Source organism: Komagataeibacter saccharivorans (genome assembly GCF_004348195.1).
GTDB lineage: Bacteria > Pseudomonadota > Alphaproteobacteria > Acetobacterales > Acetobacteraceae > Komagataeibacter > Komagataeibacter saccharivorans.
On the sequence record NZ_CP036404.1, the window covers coordinates 2431083 to 2454797 of the forward strand.

25 protein-coding genes and 1 tRNA gene are annotated in these 23715 nt (G+C 62.4%); 12 read left to right on the forward strand and 14 right to left on the reverse strand.

What is annotated here, in order from left to right; translation table 11 throughout:
• Positions 1 to 25 precede the first annotated feature (25 nt).
• A complete protein-coding gene (locus KSAC_RS11200; RefSeq protein ID WP_132305435.1) occupies positions 26 to 1393 on the forward strand; it encodes an 8-oxoguanine deaminase in 1368 nt (455 codons plus the stop codon).
• Positions 1394 to 1439: 46 nt separating this feature from the next.
• On the opposite strand, the gene KSAC_RS11205 is transcribed toward KSAC_RS11200, so the two are convergent.
• The 7 genes from KSAC_RS11205 to KSAC_RS11225 form a co-directional block, all read right to left on the reverse strand.
• Positions 1440 to 2264 (reverse strand): SDR family NAD(P)-dependent oxidoreductase, encoded by an 825-nt coding sequence (locus KSAC_RS11205; RefSeq protein WP_102325212.1) that lies wholly within the window; start codon positions 2262 to 2264, stop codon positions 1440 to 1442.
• Between the two features lie 282 nt (positions 2265 to 2546).
• Positions 2547 to 2690: a hypothetical protein gene (locus tag KSAC_RS17315; protein WP_165927318.1), complete on the reverse strand. Its 144-nt coding sequence runs from the start codon at positions 2688 to 2690 to the stop codon at positions 2547 to 2549.
• 297 nt (positions 2691 to 2987) lie between these two features.
• A tRNA-Ser gene (locus KSAC_RS11210) sits at positions 2988 to 3078 on the reverse strand.
• A gap of 132 nt (positions 3079 to 3210) precedes the next feature.
• Positions 3211 to 5016, reverse strand: coding sequence for a translation elongation factor 4 (gene lepA, locus KSAC_RS11215; protein ID WP_102325214.1), 1806 nt, complete (start codon positions 5014 to 5016; stop codon positions 3211 to 3213).
• A 31-nt stretch (positions 5017 to 5047) separates the two neighbouring features.
• Complete coding sequence (locus KSAC_RS17320) at positions 5048 to 5215, reverse strand: hypothetical protein (RefSeq protein ID WP_165927319.1); 168 nt, start codon at positions 5213 to 5215, stop codon at positions 5048 to 5050.
• A 34-nt stretch (positions 5216 to 5249) separates the two neighbouring features.
• Positions 5250 to 5921, reverse strand: coding sequence for a helix-turn-helix transcriptional regulator (locus tag KSAC_RS11220; protein ID WP_110548055.1), 672 nt, complete (start codon positions 5919 to 5921; stop codon positions 5250 to 5252).
• Entirely contained in the window at positions 5918 to 6136 is a 219-nt protein-coding gene (locus tag KSAC_RS11225; RefSeq protein ID WP_102325317.1) for a hypothetical protein, read from the reverse strand. Before KSAC_RS11225 ends, KSAC_RS11220 begins: the two co-directional genes overlap by 4 nt.
• Positions 6137 to 6452: 316 nt before the next feature.
• Between KSAC_RS11225 and KSAC_RS11230 the strand changes: the two genes are divergently transcribed.
• Entirely contained in the window at positions 6453 to 6971 is a 519-nt protein-coding gene (locus tag KSAC_RS11230) for a hypothetical protein (RefSeq protein ID WP_102325216.1), read from the forward strand.
• A gap of 63 nt (positions 6972 to 7034) precedes the next feature.
• Here the strand turns inward: KSAC_RS11230 and KSAC_RS11235 are convergent, their stop codons facing one another.
• The 6 genes from KSAC_RS11235 to KSAC_RS11260 form a co-directional block, all read right to left on the reverse strand.
• Positions 7035 to 7793 carry a hypothetical protein gene (locus KSAC_RS11235; protein ID WP_132306253.1) on the reverse strand — a complete coding sequence of 253 codons (759 nt, stop codon included), beginning with the start codon at positions 7791 to 7793 and terminating at the stop codon, positions 7035 to 7037.
• Between the two features lie 97 nt (positions 7794 to 7890).
• Positions 7891 to 9642, reverse strand: a complete 1752-nt coding sequence (locus tag KSAC_RS11240) for a DEAD/DEAH box helicase (RefSeq protein ID WP_132305437.1) — start codon at positions 9640 to 9642, stop codon at positions 7891 to 7893.
• Between the two features lie 164 nt (positions 9643 to 9806).
• Complete coding sequence (locus KSAC_RS11245) at positions 9807 to 10793, reverse strand: zinc-dependent alcohol dehydrogenase family protein (RefSeq protein ID WP_102325218.1); 987 nt, start codon at positions 10791 to 10793, stop codon at positions 9807 to 9809.
• Between the two features lie 103 nt (positions 10794 to 10896).
• Complete coding sequence (locus tag KSAC_RS11250) at positions 10897 to 12051, reverse strand: GNAT family N-acetyltransferase (protein ID WP_162900396.1); 1155 nt, start codon at positions 12049 to 12051, stop codon at positions 10897 to 10899.
• An 81-nt stretch (positions 12052 to 12132) separates the two neighbouring features.
• Complete coding sequence (locus KSAC_RS11255) at positions 12133 to 12600, reverse strand: RidA family protein (protein ID WP_102325219.1); 468 nt, start codon at positions 12598 to 12600, stop codon at positions 12133 to 12135.
• Between the two features lie 39 nt (positions 12601 to 12639).
• The gene (locus KSAC_RS11260) at positions 12640 to 14235 is read right to left on the reverse strand and encodes a TSCPD domain-containing protein (protein ID WP_102325220.1); all 1596 of its coding nucleotides are present in this window, start codon (positions 14233 to 14235) and stop codon (positions 12640 to 12642) included.
• 321 nt (positions 14236 to 14556) lie between these two features.
• On the opposite strand from KSAC_RS11260, the gene KSAC_RS11265 reads away from it, so the two are divergent.
• The 7 genes from KSAC_RS11265 (at position 14557) to KSAC_RS11295 (ending at position 19116) form a co-directional block, all read left to right on the forward strand.
• Complete coding sequence (locus KSAC_RS11265) at positions 14557 to 14925, forward strand: NADH-ubiquinone oxidoreductase subunit NDUFA12 family protein (RefSeq protein WP_102325221.1); 369 nt, start codon at positions 14557 to 14559, stop codon at positions 14923 to 14925.
• A 59-nt stretch (positions 14926 to 14984) separates the two neighbouring features.
• Positions 14985 to 15521: an outer membrane lipid asymmetry maintenance protein MlaD gene (gene mlaD / locus KSAC_RS11270; protein WP_102325222.1), complete on the forward strand. Its 537-nt coding sequence runs from the start codon at positions 14985 to 14987 to the stop codon at positions 15519 to 15521.
• Positions 15518 to 15748 (forward strand): hypothetical protein, encoded by a 231-nt coding sequence (locus tag KSAC_RS11275; RefSeq protein WP_110548059.1) that lies wholly within the window; start codon positions 15518 to 15520, stop codon positions 15746 to 15748. Before mlaD ends, KSAC_RS11275 begins: the two co-directional genes overlap by 4 nt.
• On the forward strand, positions 15745 to 16404 hold the full coding sequence (locus KSAC_RS11280; protein ID WP_132305439.1) for a DUF2155 domain-containing protein: 660 nt from the start codon (positions 15745 to 15747) through the stop codon (positions 16402 to 16404). The genes KSAC_RS11275 and KSAC_RS11280 overlap by 4 nt, the downstream gene beginning before the upstream one ends.
• A gap of 94 nt (positions 16405 to 16498) precedes the next feature.
• The gene (otsB, locus tag KSAC_RS11285) at positions 16499 to 17254 is read left to right on the forward strand and encodes a trehalose-phosphatase (RefSeq protein WP_132305441.1); all 756 of its coding nucleotides are present in this window, start codon (positions 16499 to 16501) and stop codon (positions 17252 to 17254) included.
• Complete coding sequence (locus tag KSAC_RS11290) at positions 17242 to 18594, forward strand: alpha,alpha-trehalose-phosphate synthase (UDP-forming) (protein WP_132305443.1); 1353 nt, start codon at positions 17242 to 17244, stop codon at positions 18592 to 18594. Before otsB ends, KSAC_RS11290 begins: the two co-directional genes overlap by 13 nt.
• Before the next feature lie 6 nt (positions 18595 to 18600).
• Positions 18601 to 19116, forward strand: a complete 516-nt coding sequence (locus KSAC_RS11295; RefSeq protein WP_102325227.1) for a disulfide bond formation protein B — start codon at positions 18601 to 18603, stop codon at positions 19114 to 19116.
• On the opposite strand, the gene KSAC_RS11300 is transcribed toward KSAC_RS11295, so the two are convergent.
• Positions 19073 to 19249 carry a DUF1328 domain-containing protein gene (locus KSAC_RS11300; RefSeq protein WP_102325228.1) on the reverse strand — a complete coding sequence of 59 codons (177 nt, stop codon included), beginning with the start codon at positions 19247 to 19249 and terminating at the stop codon, positions 19073 to 19075. The genes KSAC_RS11295 and KSAC_RS11300 overlap by 44 nt on opposite strands.
• A 125-nt stretch (positions 19250 to 19374) precedes the next feature.
• Between KSAC_RS11300 and KSAC_RS11305 the strand changes: the two genes are divergently transcribed.
• The 3 genes from KSAC_RS11305 (at position 19375) to KSAC_RS11315 (ending at position 23658) form a co-directional block, all read left to right on the forward strand.
• Positions 19375 to 21435: an NAD(+) synthase gene (locus KSAC_RS11305; protein ID WP_132305445.1), complete on the forward strand. Its 2061-nt coding sequence runs from the start codon at positions 19375 to 19377 to the stop codon at positions 21433 to 21435.
• Positions 21436 to 21595: 160 nt separating this feature from the next.
• The gene (locus tag KSAC_RS11310) at positions 21596 to 23035 is read left to right on the forward strand and encodes a calcium-binding protein (RefSeq protein WP_132305447.1); all 1440 of its coding nucleotides are present in this window, start codon (positions 21596 to 21598) and stop codon (positions 23033 to 23035) included.
• A 353-nt stretch (positions 23036 to 23388) separates the two neighbouring features.
• On the forward strand, positions 23389 to 23658 hold the full coding sequence (locus KSAC_RS11315; RefSeq protein WP_102325230.1) for an HU family DNA-binding protein: 270 nt from the start codon (positions 23389 to 23391) through the stop codon (positions 23656 to 23658).
• Positions 23659 to 23715 lie beyond the last annotated feature (57 nt).

The window sequence follows — 23715 nt, forward strand, 5'->3', positions numbered from 1 at the left end:
CTATGTTTGTGTACGGTGGTAATGCATGGCCCGCACTCTTTTGCTCAGGAATACGCTGCGTCTGGTGACAATGGACGCGGACAGGCGCGAGATCGAAGGGGGCTGGGTGCTGGTGCGCGACCGGCAGATTGCTGCAATCGGCACTCCGGCGGACCCGCTGCCCCCCGCTGATGAGGTCATGGACATGACCGGCCATGTGGTGATGCCGGGCATGGTCAATACCCACCACCACATGTACCAGACCCTTACGCGCGTCATTCCGGCGGCGCAGGATGCCTCCCTGTTCGGGTGGCTGCAGGCGCTCTATCCCATCTGGGCGGGGCTGACGCCGGAAATGATCCGGGTTTCGGCCTGTACGGCCATGACGGAACTGTTGTGGTCAGGCTGCACGACCAGCAGCGATCACCTTTACCTGTTCCCCAATGGCGCGCGTCTTGATGATGAAATCGAAGCCGCGCAACTGATGGGCATGCGCTTTCACGCCGCCCGTGGGGCGATGAGCGTGGGTGAAAGTCAGGGCGGCCTTCCTCCCGATCGTGTGGTGGAGGATGAGGACGCGATTCTGGCCGATACCCAGCGTGTGATTGAAACCTATCATGACCCCGCGCCGCTTGCGATGCAGCGGATCGCGGTGGCGCCCTGTTCCCCGTTTTCGGTCAGCCGTGACCTTATGCGCAACGCGGCGTCCCTGGCGCGCGCCACCGGCACGATGTTGCATACCCATCTGGCTGAAAACGCCAGCGACATTGCCTATAGCCGTGAAAAATTCAACATGACCCCCGCTGAATATGCCGAGGATACGGGATGGATCGGCGCGGATGTATGGCACGCCCACTGCGTGCAACTGGACAGCGCGGGTATTGCCCGCTTTGGCGCGACGCATACGGGCATGGCCCATTGCCCGTGTTCCAACATGCGGCTTGGGTCGGGTATTGCCCCGGTGCGGAAGATGGTTGCGGCGGGCATGCGGGTCGGTCTGGGGGTGGATGGCTCCGCCTCCAATGATGGCAGTCATATGCTGGGTGAGGCCCGTCAGGCCATGCTGCTGGGCCGCCTGCTGGAAACCCCCGACAATCAGCCGATGATGCGTGCGCGTGAAGTGCTGGAACTGGCTACGCGCGGTGGGGCCGCCGTGCTGGGGCGGGATGATATCGGGTATCTGGCCCCCGGCATGGCGGCCGATATCGTGGCATTCGACCTGCGCGGGATCGACCATGCGGGCGCGCAGTCGGACCCGGTGGCGGCACTGGTTTTCTGCACGCCACGGCGCGTTGCATGCAGCATTGTCAACGGGCGCGTACTGATCCGTGACGGACAGTTTACGGGGCATGATCCGGTCGCGCTGGCCCGGCGGCATAACGAACTGGCCCGTGAACTGCTGGAAAAAGTCTGAAGTATTGTTTCACGGGGAACGTTCCTGAATGTTCCGCCGTGAAGAATCAGGAACGTGAGGAATCCCGGCGCTGGTGGGCGCGGTAGCCCCGGCGGGCGAGCATTTTCATGATCGGCAGGCTGAGGTTAAGCAGCGGCATGGATAGCAGGCAGGCATGGGTGAACAGTTTGTCGAATACGGAACTGAAGGTTTCGCGGCTGGCGGACTCACAGCATTTCAGTATCCGCCGGGCGATGACCTCGGGCTCAAGCGGCGGGTCGATAAAGTTGTACATCGACCCGCCTGTCTCCATTTCCCGTTTGAGCATGGGTGTATTGACGCTGGCGGGATAGATTGACGAGACGCGGATGCGCCGTGGCCGCAGTTCCTGCTCCAGCGCCCGGGCAAAGCCACGCAGGCCGAATTTGGCGGCGGTATAGACGCTGCTGCCAGCCAGTGGAAAGACAGCCGCCATCGAATTGACGAACACGATATGCCCCCCGGCCCCCATGGCGGGAAGCAGGGCATTGGTCAGTTCGATCGGAGCGCTCAGGTCAACCGCAATCTGGCTGGCCACCGTCACGCTGTCCAACTGGCCTACGGGCTGTGGCGTAATGATACCGGCGCAATGAACAAGGATATCTATCTGCGGTGCCTGCCCGAGAATGTCGGCGGCAGCCTGACGGACGCTGTCCATATCGGTCAGGTCGCATCGCACCGTCGAAACGCCGGGCATCTGTGGCAGAGACTGCCGCGACAGGATGATGACCGTGTAACCGCGTTGGGTCATGTCGCGTACAAGGGCCTGCCCGATCCCCCCGGTTGCTCCTGTTACAACGGCGATTCTGCGGGAAGATGCCCCTCTTTTTTCGTTTAAATCACTATTTTCCAACGATTTTTATACTTCCCTGCCGGTCTGGCCCTGCCATGGTGCCTGATAGGCTTCTCAACCGATGATCCGCAAGCCATTTTCCCTGCGATAGGATGAAAGATCATCTGTTTCCCGATTATGTCCATGTTATCGGGAATGGAATAATCCGTCGACCACCACACACCGTTATGGCGTCATTCACTGTTATTCATCAGTGTTGTCGACCGGGTTATTATGGCTTTGGCCACAGGCCGCTTCTTGTGCCTGTATCTGCACCCGTGAGGACCTGCTGTGACAGCGGGATCAGGTGCCTGCTGCATTCTGGCTGACTGACCGAGTCGCTCTTTGTCCGCTTTCCGTAAGGGTATACCGTTGAAAATTGATTAATTCAGCCTTGCCTGAAAATTTCATTCCGTTGGCCTTTAATACATGCAGCCAGTCGGTCATTCTGATTTTCATGTCCTGATAAGGATGAATGGAAGTAATCCACGCACATGACCGGCAGGATTACTTCTGCCACGGTGTTCCGGGCTGTGATGGGCGCAAACCGGTTGATGCGCCATCCCGAACAATGAAGCGGATAATTCGCGCAGTATGTGCGGAATCCCGGGCCTGTCTGGAGAAACCGGACCTACAGATCAGCATGAACGTGGCCCGGGCACGACATCAGTGGATGATGCCATGCAGCCACACCCAAACGGGGCACGCGATGCGATATGCCGTGATTTTATGGGGACATCTGTATGGCGGAGAGAGTGGGATTCGAACCCACGGTACGCTATTAACGTACACACGCTTTCCAAGCGTGCGCCTTAAGCCGCTCGGCCATCTCTCCAGCCGTTATCGGGATCGGACCATCCTGTCGGGTGGTCCTGTCCGATGCGTGCGGAACATATCACCAATTTTCCTGCGCGCAAGAGGAAAACGGCATGCTCATGCTCCGCCATGCGCGTTACGGGGTGGCTGGTTACTGATCCATCTTCAGGGCAGCGAGGAAGGCGCTCTGCGGGATTTCGACCTTGCCGAACTGGCGCATGCGCTTCTTGCCTTCCTTCTGCTTTTCCAGCAGCTTGCGCTTACGTGAAATATCGCCACCATAACATTTGGCGGTCACATCCTTCGACATGGCGCCAATCGTCTCACGCGCGATGATGCGGCTGCCGATCGCGGCCTGCACCGCAATCTTGAACAACTGGCGGGGGATCAGTTCCTTGAGTTTGGCGCAGATGGAACGCCCGCGTGTTTCCGCAGCCGAGCGGTGGGCGATGAACGACAGTGCATCCACCGGTTCCTGATTGACGAGGATGGAGATACGCACAAGGTCGCTCTCCTCATATCCGTCCATCTGGTAATCGAAGCTGGCGTAACCGCGCGTAACCGATTTCAGGCGGTCATAGAAGTCGAACACGACCTCGTTCAGCGGCAGGCGGTAGACCGCCATGGCGCGGTTGCCGACATAGGTCAGGTCTTCCTGCATGCCACGGCGTTCGCTGCACAGGGTCAGTACGGCGCCCAGATATTCATCCGGCACCATGATGGTAGCCCTGATCCAGGGTTCCTCTATCTTCTCGATCAGGGACTGATCGGGCATGTCGGCGGGGTTGTGCAGTTCTTCCGTCGTGCCGTTGGTCAGCAGCATGCGGTAGACAACCGATGGGGCCGTTGCGATCAGGTCGAGATCGAATTCCCGGCTCAGGCGCTCCTGAATGATTTCAAGATGCAGCAGGCCAAGGAAGCCGCAGCGGAAGCCGAAGCCAAGGGCCGCGGATGTCTCGGCCTCATAGTGGAACGAGGCGTCATTGAGCCGGAGCTTGGCCAGACTGTCGCGCAGCTTTTCAAAATCATCGGCCACCACGGGATACAGGCCGCACCAGACCACGGGGATGGAAGGCTTGAACCCCGCCAGCGGTTCACTGGCCGGACGGCGGTCGTCGGTAAGGGTGTCGCCCACGTTGGTGTCGGCCACGGTCTTGATCGCGGCGTTGATGTAGCCGATTTCGCCGGGGCCGAGTTCGTCCACATTGGTCATGCGCGGGGCGAACACACCCACCTGATCAACCAGATGGACCACGCCGGTGGACATCATGCGGATGCGCATGCCGCGCTTGAGGCGTCCTTCCTTCACGCGTACCAGCGTGATGACGCCCAGATACGGGTCGTACCAGCTATCGACCAGCAGGGCCTGCAGCGGCGCGCTGGCATCGCCCTTGGGCGGTGGCAGGCGCTTGACCAGCGCTTCCAGCACGGCTTCGATATTCAGGCCGGTCTTGGCCGAGACCTCGACAGCGTCATCGGCGGGAATGCCGATCACTTCCTCGATCTGCTCCTTGACCCGGTCGCAGTCGGCGGCAGGCAGGTCAACCTTGTTGAGGACCGGCACGATTTCATGATTGGCGTCGATGGCCTGATACACATTGGCCAGTGTCTGCGCCTCCACCCCCTGCGAGGCATCGACCACCAGCAGCGACCCCTCGCACGCGGCCAGCGAGCGGCTGACCTCATACGCGAAGTCAACATGGCCCGGCGTGTCCATAAGGTTCAGCACATAGGTCTTGCCGTCCTGCGCCGGATAGGACAGGCGTACGGTCTGCGCCTTGATGGTGATGCCACGTTCACGTTCCAGATCCATGTTGTCCAGAACCTGATTGGTCATTTCCCGCTGTGTCAGCGCACCGCATGCCTGGATCAGGCGGTCGGCCAGGGTGGATTTCCCATGGTCGATATGCGCGATGATCGAGAAATTGCGGATAAGGGAGAGGGGCGTGTCGGTCATGGGCGAGACATAGTGTAAAATTGCGGGAAAGTCAGCCGCTACCTGTTCCGGTAATGCGGAAAATATCACAGGCACCGGCAGACGCGCCGCCCCGGTTCCACGGGGTGGCCGGATCGGGCGCCGCAGTGCTTCGGGCCTGCTGGCTGCGGGCCTTGTGCCATGAGTTCCCGCATCCCGATTCCCCGTTTCCCTGCGGCATCCGCAGTTGCCGGTCGCTCTTTTCTGAAACCGCCCTACATGCACGCCATGGTGATGCGGTGGACACGGGTTGTCCCGTCCAGAACGATTTCCTCGCCCATCATTGCGGCCAGTCCCTGAATGCGCACCAGTTCGTGAAGGGGGGCCGTGGCAGGCATGTCATGCCACCGTTCGGTAACCATGCCGCAGCATGGTGCCCCCTGCGGCGTATGCAGAAGCACACGGTCGGAAACGCGGATCGCGGCGGTGGGGGAAATGATGAGTGTGCCACCTTTGCGGAAGATCGGCTCCATGGAATCGCAGTCCAGATGCACGGCATAGGAATGATGGTCCGCCGTGCCATGAAAATCCCATTTTTCCCATATATCACCTTCCGGCAGGCCGGTTTCGTCAAACAGTTCAGGATGGGCCAGTTGGGAAAACGAGACGATTTTCAGGTGTGAATGATGGGCCTTGCCCCCCGCTTCCAGATCATTCTGCCCCAGAAGCAGGCGGCTGAATCCCTCAAACGAAATGCCCGTGGCCGACAGGATGCGCGCCAGGCTTTCCGTACCGGGCCAGCGCGGGCGACCTGCCGGCGTGATGCGTTTGGAAGGGTTGAACGTGGTGCTGTCCAGACCCGCCGCGCGGGCCAGGCCGGAGGGGGTCAGCCCGCGTTCGGCGGCCAGCCGGTCTATGGCGCGCCAGATATCGGCATGGCTGATCATGTTGGCAGTTTCAGTATTTCGGTCCGGTGCCGGGCCTGCCCCTGTTCCGTCAGGGTGAAGCGCTGCCCATCGTTCAACCGGGCCAGTCCCATACGTTCCAGCCGACGCAGGCAGGGTTCATCGCGCTGGTCCTGCGGACGGCCGTCAGGTCCGCTCAGTTTCAGCCGGTGCAGGGCGGAACGGCAGCAGGTCTCAAGATAGGGTTCATTCCACATGGGCAGGGACCGACAACGGGGCGGATGGTCACGCCGCCATGTCATGGGGCGGGTAACCTGGGATTTACACATGGTCAGGTAGGGTTCCGGGCGTGTCAATTACCGGGAAAGCTCAGGGCTGTCCATTATGGGAGACGGTATATAGACCGGTATCGTCTGCGCCTGTGTGGAGGGTGGCATGTGCTGTGTGCTCTACGTTTTCAGGAATGGATTATCATATTCTTTCAGAAAGAAAGTGCATTGTCATATTTCTGACCACGATATGGTGCATCTTTTGGCGATGTTCATGTAGTAATCAATTTTCAAGGCTGTGTTTATGAGAATTCGGGAATATATTCTTGCCCTGTCCATCGCGGGCGTCACATTTGGCGGCTCTGTCGGTGCGATGGCGGCGGATTGTGGCAGCGGACAGAACACTTCCAAATGGGATGTGCTGGGCCGCGCGGCGCAGGCTGAGAACTGCGCCAACAATCGCGTTCAGTCCTACAACAACTCCGTCAACCAGAGCGTGCAGGATCGTGAGCAGGCGCTGAAGAACGGCCAGCAGAACCTGCGTCAGGGCTATGACGACAAGGTCAACAGCCTGCGCGACAATACGGTGGGCAAATGGCAGAAGGCCCGCGATAGCGAGGCACAGAACCTGACGGATGAACGCAGTCGCGTTGATCAGAAGATCCAGAACGGTCGCGACCGTCTGGATGCGATTCGCAATGCGCCGAAAAACCGGCTGGATTCCCTGCGCAATGCAGGCAGCGAGGAAAAACAGCGCTGGAATACGCTGAAGAACCAGACAGGTTCGGATGTGAACAACTTCCTGGGCGGTAACGGCCAGTAACCACGAAGGCCCATGCCATGGCGGCATGGGCCTTCTGTTTTCGGGGGGCTGAAATCCCTCGCGTTACCGGGCGGTGATGGTCAGCCGGTAGGGCTGGGCCTTCTGCACCGTAGCGCCGGGGCGCAGCGTCACCTGCACCAGATACAGATCGTCCTGCGGCACCGTCCATGACAGTTTGTTGGCCACCGGTTCGATATGGGGGTCCATCACGCGCAGGCTCAGATCGTCATGATGCGATTTCAGCCGGGCCGTCACCTGTTCCCCCCGATGCAGCCCAAGACGGTATACGCAGGTTGCGCCGTGTTCCAGTGTGGCACGCCATTCCAGCTTTGCACCCTGCGCCAGATCCTGTGGTTGGTTGCACAGCGGTGGGGCCATGTTCTGGTTTTCCAGCAATGTGCGCACATCAGCCGGTTTGGTAACGGGGGTCGTGCCCGTCGTGTAAAGCGAAAGCTGGCCGGGGTTGAGAATGCCCGCGGTCATGTCGCGGCCCGAGCGGTCCAGCACCAGCCATGCGATACTGCTGCCCCCTTCATGGGGCTTGTTTCCCGTCATGAACAGGACATCACCCGCGGCGGTCAGGGGGCCTGCGACCTGCATGTTCTGGATGAAGCTGCCATACTGCGCGCCCAGTTCCTGCTTCAGGATATCAGCCAGCGGACCAGTGCCCAGCAGGTTGCTGTCGGCGGCGTAATGTCCGGTCGCAGCAGCAAGTTCCTGCTCCAGCGCCGTATCGGGGGCCGCATGTGCCGGTCTGTTGGTGACGGCGCACAGGGCGAGGAGGGAAGTCAGGGAAAGAAGGGAACGACGGATATCCAGCACGGGCAAACCTGTTTCCTGAGTCTGTAAAAAACATGCCCGACATGAAATGCCGGGCATGAATGAAACGCTCAGTTGTGGATGTGGTTGCCCGCAACCTTCAGGTGCGCGGACGCTTGCGTGAGGAAGCGCCACTGCGCGGCGGGCCACCAAAGCCACCGGGACGGCCGCCGCCACCGGGCTTGCGGGCGAACGGACGGCCACCACGCGGCGGACCGCTCCGGCGCGCCGGGCCACCTGCGGGGGCCGTGGCGTCGGTGATCTGCACTTCGTCATTTTCGATCGAGGCAATGCAGGAACGGAACTTGTCCGTCGATTCCGGCGTGATCTCGAACAGGGTCTGGGTATCGTTGATGCGGATGGCGCCAATATCCGCCTTGCGCACACCACCAAGGCGGCAGATCAGGGGGATCAGCCACTTCGGGTCGGCCTTGTCCTGACGGCCGACACTCATGGCGAACCATGCGCCGGGTTCACGGCTCTCATAATTTTCACGCGGCGGACGGGCGGCACCTTCACGGACGGGGCGCGGTGCTTCGGGCGTGATGTGGCGCACGTTTTCCGCTGCCGGAAGCCGGGCGCGATACATCTGCAGCAGGGCGGCGGCAAGCCGCTCCTTGCTGCGGCCTTCGACAAGCTGGCCCACCAGTTCCGCATCCGCTTCGCTCACATCCTGCTCCAGGGCGGGATCGGCCAGCAGGCGCCTGGCGTCATTGGCGCGGATTTCTGCAGCCGTGGGCACGCCGGACCATGTGGCGGTGATCTTTGCACCCTGCATCAGCCGCTCGGCACGGCGGCGCTGTGACATGGGAACCATCAGCACGCATACGCCCTTGCGGCCCGCACGGCCCGTACGGCCCGAACGGTGCAGCAGCGTGGCCGGATCGGTCGGCAGGGTCGCATGGACCACCAGCGCCAGCGCCGGGATGTCGATGCCACGGGCCGCGACGTCGGTTGCAACGCAGACATTGGCCTGACCCTTGCGCAGGCTGTCGATGGCGCGGGTACGCTCGTTCTGCCCCAGCTCACCCGACAGGGCGACGGAGGAGAAGCCGCGTTCCACCAGTGCTGCCTGCATATGGCGGACCATTTCACGCGTGGCGCAGAAGACCATGGTGGTCTGGCTGTCGGTATAACGCAGCACGTTGACCACGGCGGGGATCAGTTCCCGCGCGTCGGCCACGATGGCGCGATATTCGATATCGGCATGCTGCTTGGCGCCCGACAGGGTGTCGATACGCACCGCGTCGTTCTGGTAACGGCGCGCCAGCGATGCGATTTCCTTGGCGATGGTGGCCGAGAACAGCAGCGTGCGCCGCGTCTTGGGCATGGCGTCAAGCAGTTGCTCAAGCTCGTCGCGGAAGCCGAGGTCAAGCATCTCGTCCGCTTCGTCCAGCACGACCACGCGCAGGGCCGACATGTCCAGACGCCCACGCGACTGGTGATCGCACAGCCGTCCCGGCGTGCCCACCACGATATGCGCGCCAAGCTGCAGGGCGCGGGCTTCACGCCGTGCGTCCATGCCGCCGATGCACGATACGATGCGGCCGCCAGCAGGGGCGTAAAGCCACGTCAGTTCGCGTGTGACCTGCATGGCCAGTTCGCGCGTCGGCGCGATGATGACAGCCAGCGGTGGTCCCGCCTGGCCGAAATGATCCGCCCCGCCAAGCAGGGTATCGGCCATGGCGATACCGAAGGCGACGGTCTTGCCCGAACCCGTCTGGGCGGAAACAAGCAGGTCGCGCCCTTCGGCGGAAACATCGAGAACAGCTTTCTGGACGGGAGTCGGGGTATCGTACCCACGCTCGTCCAGCGCGCGTTGCAGGGCGGGGTGGGTTTCAGGAAACGGCATGTATCGGGCAATCCGGACAAAACATGAAGAACACGGGCGACGCAGGAAGGAAACTGGCCGCCGGCCGTTCATGCGTCAGGGAGAAGGCCGGTGCATAAAGAATGATTGTCCCAAAAGCCAGAAATAATAATGGCGGGACATTCCGCCCCGCCGGTATGGGACGCTCAGGGCACCAGTACGGCGGCCCCTTCAAAGCGGCCATGACGCAGGTCATCCAGCGCCCTGTTGGCCTCACGCAGGGGGTAGGGCGTGGTTGTGGTACGGATGCCCACGCGCGGGACAATATCCAGAAAGTCGATGCCGTCCTGCCGCGTCAGGTTGGCGACCGACACGATCTGGCGCTCTTCCCACAGCAGGTCGTAGGAAAAGGCCGGGATCTCGCTCATATGGATACCGGCGCAGACCACGCGCCCGGCCTTGTGCACGGCCTTGAGCGCCGCAGGCACCAGCGCGCCCACGGGGGCGAAAATGATGGTGGCGTCCAACTGTTCAGGCGGGGCCTCGTCCGATCCACCTGCCCATACGCAGCCCAGCGAGCGGGCGAATTCCTGCGTTCTGGTATCGCCGGGGCGGGTGAAGGCGTAAACCGAACGCCCCTGCCATATCGCCACCTGCGCGATGATATGGGCGGCGGCCCCGAACCCGTACAGCCCGATGCTGCGCGCGTCTTTCCCCGCCATGACCAGTGACCGCCAGCCGATCAGCCCCGCGCACAGCAGGGGCGCTGTCGCCACGTCGTCATCGCCGTCTGGCAGGGGAAAGGTGAAATGCGCGTCCGCCACCGCCATCGTGGCATAGCCGCCATCGCGCGTGTACCCGGTAAACAGGGGATGGTCACACAGGTTTTCATGGTCGGTTTCGCAGTAATGGCAGCATCCACAGGTATGGCCCAGCCACGGGATACCGACCCGCTGGCCCATATGCAGCCCTTCCACATTCGGGCCGATGGCGTCGATCCGCCCTACGATCTCGTGCCCCGGTGTCAGCGCGTGGCCGGGGAAGGGCAGGTCCGCATCCACGACATGCAGGTCGGTGCGGCACACGCCACACGCTCCGACCCGGACACGGATCTGGCCCGGTCCCGGCTGTGGATCGGGCAGTTCGGTCCATTGCAGGGGAGTGTGCGGGGCAAGCAGTCGCATTGCGTACATGGTCCGGTCCTTGCGCTGTCGGTGCGGCCCCTGGGGGCGCAGGTAAGGAACGTGTTATATCATGCCCGTCAGCCCGTGCGGCATGACCTGCATCATCGGGCGATCACAGATCGGCGCGGTAGGGGGTCAGTGCATCAAGGGCCGGCAGTTCCGCTTCTATTGCCGCGCGTTCATGCCGCAGGTAATCGGCCACGGCTTCGCGCAGGCCGGGATGGTCGATCCAGTGCGCGGAATGGGTCAGGCAGGGGCGGTAGCCGCGTTGCAGCTTGTGCTCGCCCTGCGCGCCCGCTTCCACCCGTTTCAGTCCGGTGGCGATGGCGAAGTCGATGGCGCGGTAATAGCACAGTTCAAAATGCAGGAACGGCCAGTCCCCTTCCAGCCGCCCCCAGTTGCGCCCGTACAGCGTATCGCGGCCCATGAGGTTGAGCGCGCCGGCCACAGGCACCCCGTTCTGTCGTGCCACCATCAGCACCACCCGGTCGCCCAGACGCTGTGACAGCAGGGGAAAGAAACCGGGCTGGAGATAGGCGCGGCCCCATTTGCGGTCCACGGTGGACAGGTAGAACTGATAGAAATCATGCCACAGGGATTCGGTAATTTCGTGGCCGCGATAGGTATGGAACGTCAGCCCGCACGCATTGGCGTCACGCCGTTCGCGGCGGATGGCCTTGCGCTTGCGTGAGGCCAGCGTGTCCAGAAAATCGTCAAATGTGGTGTAGTCGCAGTTATCCCAGTGGTACTGCACCCCAAGGCGCTGCAACCAGCCCGTCTGGCCCATCAGGTCATATTCATGCTGCGTGCAGAACGTGACATGGACGGAGGACAGGCCCAGTTCCCCGCATGCCTGTCGCAGCGCGCGGGCGGCAAGCTGGCGCAGCGCGTCGGCATCGGGCGCATCGGGATGCACCAGCAGGCGCGGGCCCGGCACAGGGGAGAAGGGAACCGCAGCCTGCAGTTTGGGATAGTACTGCCCGCCCGCCTGCGCAAAGGCCTGCGCCCATTGCTGGTCAAAGACGTATTCGCCAAAGGAATGGCTTTTGGCATAGAGCGGGGCCACTGCCAGCAGTCGCCCCGCACCGTTGCGCAAGACAAGATGCTGGGGCAGCCAGCCGGTCTGGGGGGAGGTGGAACCACTTTCTTCCAGCGCCGACAGGAAGGCATGGCTGACAAAGGGATTGTCGTCGCCCGCGCAGTCGTCCCATTCCCGTGCCGGGATTTCGGCTATCCTGCGGTGCAGGATCATTGTGGTGCCGGTCATGACAGACGCACCATCAGGTCGGGTGCGTGGGGCATCTGGGACATGACAGGCTCCCTAAGTTTATGTCTGATGTGTTTTACATCAGGCGATTTCGAACAGTCCTTCCACTTCCACTGCCGAATCAAGCGGCAGTGACGGCACCCCCACGGTGGAACGGGCATGACGGCCCGCATCACCAAATACCGCAACCGCAAGGTCGGATGCACCATTCATGACGGCGGCATGCTGCGTGAAGTCGGGCGTGCAGGCGATGAACCCGCCCAGACGGACAACCCTGCGCACGCGCGACAGGTCGCCAATGGCGGCCTTCACCTGCGCGATCACGTTGATCATGCTGTAGCGCGCGGCCTCGACCGCCAGTTCCACCGCAACACTGTCGCCCAGCTTGCCCGTGGTCAGCAGCTTGCCATCCACCAGCGGAAGCTGCCCGGACACCACCAGCGATGAACCGCTGAGTACGGCGGCGACGTAATTCGCCACCGGGGCGGCGGGTGTGGGCAGGACAATGCCAAGGTTCTTCAGGCGCTGTTCGGGAGTTGTGTCAGGCATCGGGGTATCCTTCTGTCAGGGTGGCGGGATGGACCGGCCTTATCCGACCAGTCGCAGCCCACGCCGCCGGGGAGGCGTGTCATCACCATCGTCATGCCCGGATTCGGGCAGGTCAAGCGGCAGCATGGGGGCAGGGCTGTCCGCCATCATATCCTCATGCGGGGCATCGGGCAGCCTGCGACCCAGATAGGCATCGGACAGGGCCCGGAATGCGTAGTCCAGCATGGATGTCGCATAGGATGCAACCGGATCGCCCTCCACCGTGCCGGCAGGGCCGAAATGGGTGTAGGCAAAGGCCTCCACATAGCTTTCCAGCGGCGCGCCATATTGCAGGCCGATGCTGACCGCCTGACCCAGCGTGTCCATAAGCCCGCGCACCATCGGGCTTTCGCGCGTGGGCGTCAGGCTGATTTCACCCAGCGACCCGTCGGCATATTCCCCTGTGCGCAGGAACAGGCGATGACCGCCCACGCTTGCTTTCTGGGTGAAGCCTCCATGGCGCGGCGGCAGGTTGCGGCGCACGCCGCGTTCCAGGCCGGACCGGGTGGCCAGCGTATCGCGCGTGGCGTCGGGGCGGGCGGGGACATGATCGACAAAACCGCTCAGCGCGCGATGCATGGCCTGATGCGAAACGGCGCCGGGCAGCGGCAGTACGGTTTCACCCGCCAGGGTCGCCGCGAAGGCGGCTTCCAGTGTCAGTCCCCGGCAGGCCAGACGGGCCAGCGTGCTCATGGCCAGCCGCCCGTCAGCACGCAGCGGGGAAAACACCGGTGCAAGGCCACAGGCTTCCACACCCAGCAGCGCATCAATCGGGCCGGGGGTGGAAAAGCCGGTTTCCACCCGGGCCGCGGGCTGGTCGGCCTCGACTGCGGCTTCCTGCCACACAGCGCGGGCAATCTGGCTGACACCGGGCAGCACGCTGCGCACGGGCGGCAGGGGCATGGCGTCAGCACCCTCGCCCGCATGGGCGACAAGGGTTGCCAGCGCCACGATGCTGCAGGCCGCATCCCGTCCGGTCTCGCTGTCGTAATCCAGTCCCAGCCCGGCGAGGCAGGCATCGAGATTGGTCAACTGGATGGTGCCGGCGGTGGGCGGGCGCTCATGGCTTTCCACCGGCTGCGGCATCACCACGGGCCGCAGGTGCGGCGTGGCCCGGCCCGCAGGTTCGGGCAGGGGCAGTTCGCCGTTGCGCATATGGATTTTCTGTTGCGACACCGCGCGCAGGACGCGGGCCAGCAGCCGCAGGGCGGCGACGAAATCCTGCGCCATGAAGCCGTTATCGGCTTCCACGAACGCGGCAAGGTTGACCACGAAGGCGGGTCTGCGGTCGTGATGGCCATGCCACAGGCTTTCCGCCGGCGCCGCCTGCCGCATGAGCAGGAGGCACGACAGCGTGCGCGCGACGGGCCGGATGACCGGACCGGACACTTCGCCCAGACACAGGTCATCTATCCATCGCGCGGCCTCGACCGGCAGGCTGGCGGGACCGTGACCGGGGGCCAGCCGGGCAAGGGCCGCGGCTGCCGTGTCATCCCAGTCGGCGGGCAGGGTAACGGAACGTGGGGCGTCGTCGGGGTCGGCTGCGGCCTCGACGGTGCGCATGCGCACGCCGTTCCAGTGGCTTCGTGCTGTCATGCCTACTGTTTTACCGGCACGTACAGGGCGGGCGGAACCCGTTTGGAGCGGAGTCGCAACTATACATTCCACTGGATACCGTGGATATGGGGGATAACTGCAAACGGTGTGCCGCAGCGGTGAAAAATCGGGGCTGGCCGGGGTGCCGGGGTCGGGAATCCGGGCCATCCGCCGGGCCAGCAGACCGGGAGCCGCCCCTACGCGCGCGGGTTCATAATGGTGTTTCGCGCAGGGTGGACGGATGACCGATCCCGCAGATGTGACGGGCGCGTGCGCATATCCGCGTGGACCATGCGGGCACGCGCGGATTAGGCTGCGTGCATGGCAAATCTAGGCACCCGTATCTATACCCGTTTCAGGGGGCGGCTGGTCGGCAGGGACGCCGATGGCCGGTGTTATTATGAGGCCCGGACCCTCAACCGCACTGGCGGCGGGGAAAAGCGGCATGAACGCTGGGTCATCTACCATAAGGGGGAGGACGCATCCGCCGTTCCGCCCGAATGGTGGGGCTGGCTGCACCATATGGAGGCAGCACCCCTGCCCGAAAGCGCGCGCCAGCCATGGCAGCAGCCGTGGCAGCCCAACCGCACTGGCACGCCGGAAGCCTATCATCCCCCCGGCAGCGATGTGCAGGGCGGCCAGCGGGCTTCAACCACCAGCGATTATGAGGCATGGTACCCCGAGGGATGAAGTCGGTGGCGTAACCTGCTAGAGTGCGTCCCATCGGATATTGGGGAAGCTTAGCCACCATGGTTGCTGCTGTTTCAGGGCGCGCAGGCCGTCAGCCAACGGAACTTCTTGCCGGGTTCGCCGTACTGGCGGCGCTGGCCGGGCTGCTGGTTTACGCCGTTGTTGACAAGGGACGCCCGCATGAAACGGGCTACCGGCTGAATGCGGGTTTTGCCCATATCGATGGCCTGTCCATCGGGTCGGATGTGCGGCTGGCCGGTATTACGGTGGGGCAGGTGGTTGATGAACATGTCGACCCGAAGACCTATGCGGCGCAGGTTACCTTTACGGTGCGGCCGGACATAAAGCTGCCCGATGATACGGCGGCGATCATCACCAGCGACAGCCTGCTGGGCGGCAAGTATATCGCGCTGTCTCCGGGCGGGGATGAGAAGATGCTGGCCCCCGGCGGCATGATTGGCCAGACGCAGGGCGCGATCAGCCTTGAGCAGCTTTTAAGCAAGTTCATCTTTTCCGTCACCGATACACTGACGAAGAACCGGCAGGACAAGGCCGCGCAGCAACTGCCGCCGCCCGGTGGTGGAGACGCGCCATGAGCCACGACGCATCGGATAATGCGACGACGCCCCGCATCTGGCCACAATCTGATGGCACACCCGTCTCATGTCGGGACAAATTGCTGATATTGCAGGAAAATCATGAAGAGATTCAGGGAATCCTGCGTGATGCGTTCGAGGATGCCATCCTGATGGGCGTGGATGAGGCCGCAATGCGCCAGATCCTGCTTGATGTGGTCAATAACCTGCGGAGCCCCAAGGTATGAGGTCGGCTGCGCGCTGCCTGCCTGCCCTGCTGCTCGCCTGCCTGCCCGTCAGTGCCCATGCTGTTGAATGGCTGCCCGCACCTGCCATCTATCCGGCCGATACATGGCAGGGCCAGTCAGTCGCGGTTGTGCGTGTGCTCGACAAACTCGACGCCCATACCCAGACGCTGACCGTTCCGGTCGGGCAGGATGCGACCTATAAAAGCCTGACGGTGCATGTGACATCGTGCCTCCAGCGCCCGCCTACCCTGCCTGCCGACAGTGCAGCATGGCTGGAAGTGCGTGATGCGCATGAGGGCATGACCCCGTTCCAGGGCTGGATGGCGGTTGCGGAACCCGCGACGGGCGTATTCCAGAACCCGCTTTATGATGTGCAGCTTGTGGCCTGTAGCGGGGATGTCGTGGCCCCCATCCCGCCGCCGCTTGCCGTAGCGGCGGCCCAGAGTGCCGCGCAGCCGGCCGTGCCGCCCGCTGCGGATGGCGGTACCGCTGCACCTGTATCCCCCGCTCCATCCGCGGGGAGCGAGAGCACACCCGCGCAGGGCATGTCCCCCGTGCAGGCACCCGTGATGGCACCGCCCGTGCCGTCCCCATCCGTATCCCCCACACCATCCCAGCCGGAGGACGATGGGGGTGCGCCCCTGATGCTACATTAGAAAAAAGTTTAGTTTATATCGTATTAATGCACGCTTTGGTTCGGGCCGGTTCCGGGCTTGCGTATTCCCCAGCTATGCCGGAGGCTAGAAAACCATGAGCAAGATATCTTCCCTTCCTTCGCTCGAACGGCTACCTCCACCGGCCAAGGCGGCATTCCTGCTGGATTTTGACGGTACGCTGGTCGATATCGCTCCCACGCCTGAATCGGTCGTTGTCGCCCCGGGCCTGCTGGATACGCTCAGACGCCTGCGTGAGCGGTGCGGCAATGCGCTGGCCGTCATTTCCGGCCGCCCCATCGAACAGATCGACCATTTCCTTGGGGATGTGGCCTATGCCGTGGCGGGGGAGCATGGCATCGCCATCCGGCACGCGCCGGGCCAGCCGATCGAACGCTCGCCGTTGCCGCCTGTTCCCGCCGCATGGCTGGAACAGGCCGAAAGTCTGGCGCAGGCCCATCCCGGCGTGCGGATCGAACGCAAGAAGGCGGGTTTTGTCCTGCATTACCGCGGCGCGCCCGATGCTGGTGCGGAACTGGGCCGCATCGCGCATGAATGGATCGCAACCACCAATGGCGCGTTTCACGTGCAGGCAGCCAAGATGGCGTGGGAAATCCGGCCAGCGGGTATCGACAAGGGACATGCGGTGGCGGCCCTCATGCAAAGTGCGCCCTTTGCCGGGCGGTCCCCCATTTTCGTGGGCGACGATGTAACCGATGAGGACGGCGTGCGCATGGCCGAACAGCTGGGTGGTATCGGATTGCGTATTCCCGCCGATTTCCCGGATCCTGAAGCATTCCGCGCGTGGCTTGCGCGTCTGGCCGGGGGAGGCAGTGATACATGGGGCGACTGATTATTGTTTCAAACCGCGTTCCTTCCCCGCGTGAACGCAGCCAGCCTGCTGGTGGTCTGGCCGTCGGGCTGAAGGATGCCCTGCGCGAAGGGGAATCGCTCTGGTTCGGCTGGTCGGGCAAACAGGTCCAGCTTCACGGTGGCGATCCGGTGCCCCGGCTGGACCGGGTCGATAACGTGACCTACGCCACCATTGACCTGACACCCGCCCAGTATGAGGGATTTTACCAGAATTTCTCCAACGGCATCCTGTGGCCGCTGTTCCATTACCGCGTCGGGCTCATGAACTATTCCCGCACGGACTGGGAAACCTACCTTGCGGTCAACGCCATGTTCGCCCGCACGCTGCTGCCGCTGCTGCGTCCTGATGACGTGATCTGGGTGCATGATTACCACCTGTTCCCGCTGGGGCAGGCGCTGCGCGATCTTGGCGTGACATGCCGTATCGGCTTTTTCCTGCATATCCCGTTCCCGCCATGGAGCCTTGTACGCTCGCTGCCCGGCGCGGACCTGCTGCTTGAGGATATGCAGAGCTACGATCTGGTGGGCGTGCAGACTGCCGAGGATGCGGAAAACCTCAATCACGCGCTGCGCGTCAACAATCTGCCCGAACGGGGGCAGGCCTTCCCCATCGGTATCGACCCGGTTGAATTCCGCACGCAGGCTGAAAAAAGCATGCAGGGAGCGGAGGTCGAACGGCTCGAATCCAGCCTGCGCGGCGCGAAACTGGTGCTGGGCGTTGACCGGCTGGATTACTCCAAGGGCCTGCCCGAACGCTTCCGGGGGTATGAGGCGTTTTTGGCGCGCTACCCCGAACATCGGGGCAAGGTCACTTTCCTTCAGGTGGCGCCCATCTCACGCGGGGGGGTGGAGGAATATCGCCAGCTTCGCCGTCAGCTCGATGAACTGACGGGCCGGATCAACGGTGCGTATTCGGAATTCGACTGGACCCCCATCCGCTACATCACCCGCCCGATTGCGCGCGAAGTGCTGGCGGGATTCTACCGCCGGTCGGAAGCAGCCCTTATCACCCCGCTGCGCGATGGCATGAACCTTGTGGCCAAGGAATATGTCGCAGCCCAGGACCCGGCCAATCCGGGGGTGCTGATCCTGTCGCATTTCGCGGGCGCCGCCCCGGAAATGGAAGAAGGGATACTGGTCAACCCGTATGATCCCGATGAGATCGCTGATGCCTTGCACGCCGCCCTGACCATGGGGGTGGATGAACGGCGCACGCGCTGGCAGGCGCTGGAACAGGAAGTCAGCCGGACCACGGCGATAAGCTGGGCGGCGGATTTCATGCGTGCGCTTGAGGCAGCACCCGTCGCGGGTCAGCCGTAGCCGGTCATGCGTTCCTATGCCTTACTGCTCGTGCTGGCAGGCTGCATGGCGCTGGGTATCGCGTGGTGGAGCGAGCATGTTCTGGGCACGGTGCCGTGTGAACTGTGCCTGATGGAACGCTGGCCCTATCGTATCGTGATCGGGCTTGGCGTTCTGGCGGCCGTGCTGCCCCGTGGGGGGGCGCGTCTTGCCCTGTGGCTGTGCGTGCCGGTCCTGTTATCGGGCGGCGTTCTGTCGTTCGTGCATGTAGGGGTCGAGCAGGGATGGTGGATCAGTCCATTCCCGTCATGCCGCGCCCCGGTTTTTCACGGCGGCACCTTTGCCGAACGTCTGGCCTCCATGCCGCGCCACCCGGCTAAACCGTGCGACGCGGCGACTTATCTGGTGCCGGGCCTGCCCCTTTCAATGGCGGCCATGGACGGGATCTATGCCCTGCTTCTGATCCTGCCCGTGCGCCTTGCGCTCCGCCACGGCAAGGTCAGGGCAATGTTCCGCGACCGCGGCCAAAAAACAATCCAATGATGAACAGCACGATGAAGATGAAGAACAGCACCTTGCCGAAATAGGCAAAGGTGTCTGAAATGCCACCGAAGCCAAAAACCGCGGCGATCAGGGCCAGGACAAGGAATGTGATGGTCCAGCGTAGCAGGTCCATGATTCGGTTCCTTCCGTTCGTTGTTTGACAGACGCGGCAATGGAATCCGCCCTATAACAATGCGCCAGAGGGCGGGCGGTTCATCGGAACACATGATTTTGGCCAGGCCGGGTGGGAAGCAGGATATGACAGCAGGCAGTACGACAAGCGGATTTTACAATCTGTACCAGCATGGTTTCGCCCGCGTGGCGGCCTGTACGCTGCCTGTTGTGCTGGCCGATCCGATGGAAAATGCCCGCCGCACGTATGATGGTATCCGTGCCTGTCATGATGCGGGCGCTGTGGTGGCGGTGTTTCCCGAGCTAGGCCTGTCGGGCTACGCGATCGAGGATCTGCGGCAGCAGGATGTCCTGCTTGACCGGGTGAATGACGCCCTTGTCTGGCTTGCGCGGCAGACGGCGGGGTTACGGCCACTGGTGCTGGTGGGCGCGCCGGTGGTGTGGCGCGATGCGCTGTATAACTGCGCCGTCGCTCTGCATGATGGCCGTATTGTCGGCATCATCCCGAAATCCTACCTGCCCAATTACCGTGAGTTTTATGAAGCCCGGCAGTTCACCGCCGGGGCCGGGCTGCGCGACGGTCATATTCTTCTCGACGGTTCTGACGTGCCTTTTGGCACAGACCTGCTGTTCGATGTGCAGGGCGTGCCGGGACTGGTGGTCGCCGCTGAAATCTGTGAGGACATGTGGGTGCCGCAGCCGCCGGGCATCCATGCGGCCCTGGCCGGTGCGTCGGTCATTGCGAACCTGTCCGCCAGCAACATCACGGTTGGCAAGGCGCGTACGCGCACCCTGCTGTGCCAGTCCCATTCGGCGCGATGTGTCTGTGCCTATGTCTATGCTGCCGCGGGCGAGGGGGAATCGACCACCGATGTCGCATGGGACGGTCAGGCATCGATTTTTGAAAATGGCACGATACTGGCCGAAAGCGCGCGCTTTCCTTCCGGTCTGGTGACATTGCTGGCGGATATCGATCTGGACCTGCTGCGGCAGGAACGCCTGCGCATGGGCACGTTCGCCAATAACCGTGCCCAGACCATCACGCAGGAATGGCGTCATATCGCCCTGTCCGTCACGCCACCTACCGGGGATATCGGCCTGCGTCGCGCCATTCCCCGTTTTCCCTTCGTGCCAAGCGATCCGGCGCTGCTGGATCAGGACTGTTACGAAGCCTTCACCATACAGGTGACGGCGCTGAAGCGACGGTTGCAGGCTTCGGGTGCGAAAACGCTGGTGATCGGGGTATCGGGCGGACTGGATTCGACGCATGCCCTGCTGGTGGCCGTGCGGGCGGCGGATGAAAGCGGACTGGGGCGGCAGGCGGTGCGGGGCTACACCATGCCGGGTTTCGGTACTACCGACGGCACGCGCGGCAATGCCCATGAACTTATGGCGGCACTGGGTGTGCAGGCGCAGGAGATAGATATCCGCCCCGCCGCACGCCTCATGCTGGAACAGATGGGTCATCCGTTTGCACAGGACCTGCCGATCTATGATGTCACGTTTGAAAACGTGCAGGCCGGGCTGCGCACGGATTACCTGTTCCGTCTGGCCAACCAGACGGGTGGAATCGTGATTGGCACGGGGGACCTGTCCGAACTGGCGCTGGGATGGTGTACTTATGGCGTGGGCGACCAGATGGCGCATTACAACGTCAATTCCGGCCTGCCCAAAACCCTGATCCAGCACCTGATCCGTTGGGTCATGGCGAACGGGCAGGAAGATGCCCGCACCCGCACGGTGCTGGAGGCGATCCTGTCGACCGAAATTTCGCCCGAACTGGTGCCCGCATCGCCCGGACAGGCCGTGCAGAGCACCGAAGCGCTGATCGGCCCTTACGCATTGCAGGATTTCACCCTGTTCCATGTGCTGCGTTATGGTTTCCGTCCGTCCCGTATCGCATTCATGGCCCTGCATGCATGGGGAAATGCACAGGCGGGCGAGTGGCCCCCCGGTTTCCCGCCGGACAGCAGGCAGGCATATACACTGGCTGAAATCCGGCACTGGCTGGGTGTTTTCCTGCGCCGCTTCTTCGGGTTCAGCCAGTTCAAGCGTTCGGCCATGCCCAACGGGCCAAAGGTGGTGGCAGGGGGCGCGCTGTCGCCCCGTGGTGACTGGCGCGCGCCGTCGGACGGCAATGCCCGCATCTGGCTGGAGGAACTCGAACACCGCGTGCCATTAAACTGAACCAATCCGCTCCGGATTCTGAATTTCTTAACTGATCAAGACTATATCGGTCCTGAATGAAGCCTGTTCCGCTCCCGTCATGGCAGCGGAACAACGGATCATCTGCGGCAGGGGATGCAGGCACGCCCTTTCCCGCAGGGCGTGAAAAGGACCGGAATTCATGGGTGATGTGACCGTAACCGGCGCAACCGGACTGTTGCTGGGAATCAATCAGGACAGCGGTGCGCTCATACAGGGGCTGCAGCAGGTCGGCGAGCAGCAGGCACTGCGTGCGCTCAGCCAGCTTACGCTTGGCACCAATGCTTTTGGCGCGGATATCGCAACCGTGGCGGGGGGCGCCACGACAACCCAGCAGACCGGACGCGTTACAGGCGTGGAGGACATCGATCAGGCCCTGCGCAGCAACGCCGGGACTGCGGGCGTGCAGGATGTCACCAGTGGCGGAACATATGCCATCGACAGCACTGCCTCCCTTGTCGATATCGGCAGCACCACCACGACCCCACTGGATCAGGATATCGGTCTGCAGGGCAGCGGCACGTCATCGTCCGTCAATGTCATGGACGGCGATCTTGGCACCGTGGAGTACAATGCCGGACCGGGGCAGGTAAATTATGACGCCGCCGGGGGCAATAGCGCCGTGGTCAGTGGCGCGGGGCAGGATACCGTCCATACGATGGGCGGATCGGATACGGTCTATGGCTATGCGGGCACGCCTACGGTTACGGGAAACTGGTCCATGCCGGGGTCATCGACAACGCTGTTCAGCGGCGGGGTATCGACCGTTGAGGTCATTGATGGCGTGGTCGTACAGAATACCGGTAACGACACCATCAATGCCTATGATGACGGCGGCTTTTTTGAAGACGAATATACGGACCAGACCATCAATACCGTGCAGGGCGGACAGGATGACGTCATCAACGGCCATGGCAGCCTTGTGCTTGATACGGTCAGTGGCAGTTCGATTGTGGCGGATGGCAGCCTGTCCATCACGGGGGGCAGCAGCGATACGATTTCCGCCAGTCAGACGACGCAGATTGATGGTCTCGACAACAGCACCATTCAGGTCAGCGTACCGGGAACCCTGACCTTCATTGATGGCAGCAGCGGCATTTCAGATACCGTGACCGGAAGCAACGCCACCATTTTTGGTGCGGCTGGCCTGGATCTTACCGCTGGCACCACCCGCAGCATGACCTACCACGCCGCCGGCGGGAACGAGACACTGGATGGCGGCCTGTCGGGGGGGACGCTGTACGCAATGGGTGGCACGGGTAATGACACGCTGATCGGCGGCAATGGCCAGAATATCCTTCAGGCCGGATCGGGCAATGACCTGCTCAAGGCAGGGAGCGGGACGACGGAATTCGATTTTATCCACGGTCAGGACGGGGGCCACGACATTATCCAGGATTTTGGAAAGTCGGCTGCGAATATCGTCAAACTGTCCGGTTTTGACGCGACTCCGGCGTCGATACAGTCGATGCTGGATAACGCCACCATTGCGGGCGGCAGCACGACTGTCAGCCTTGGCGACAAGACCCAGATTACCTTTGTCGGTGTAACCGATCTCAAGGTCCAGAATTTCAAAAGCTGACCGGCCGACATATCCCTGCGCCGCAAACGGTGCCGCCCCGTAATGACAGGGTGGTGCCTATTCCCAGGTGCAGGCCCGGTTTTACGCCGGTTAAATGATTCGGTTACGTTATAAAACTTTCGTTATCCGATAGATTCCCTTATATGACTGCGAAATATGGGACGGATGCGGTTCTTGCTGATCTGATCAAGATAAATTTTCATGTGATAACAAAAAATTGCTGGCCTAACCCCTGTCATCAGGTTACAAGCCGCGACCGTCCAGCCCCGGTGGGTGGTTATGTCCAATCAATTCCATGCGGGCGCAAATATTGACGCAATCAATTTTTAGCCAGGAAGGAGCGCGCTGTTCCGATGAGTAAGGCCTTTATTGCCGCTGTTATACAGGATTCAATCGATTGCACCGGCGTTGCGGCCAACCAGGCGGCCTCTGACCTGATTGCAGCGATTGTCAAGGAACTCAAGCGGGAAGGGGGCTTTACCCTACCGTCTTTCGGAACATTTACCGTCAAGAAGACCAAGGCGCGCAAGGCGCTCAACCCCCGCACGGGGGAAGCGGTCAAGGTCAAGGCGGGCAAGACCGTACGCTTCAAGGCCAGCCCGAACCTTAAAAAGGCGGTCTGATACCAGCCCGTCCCGGCCACACGCCATGATGGGGCCGGGACGGATTGCTGGTTGCAG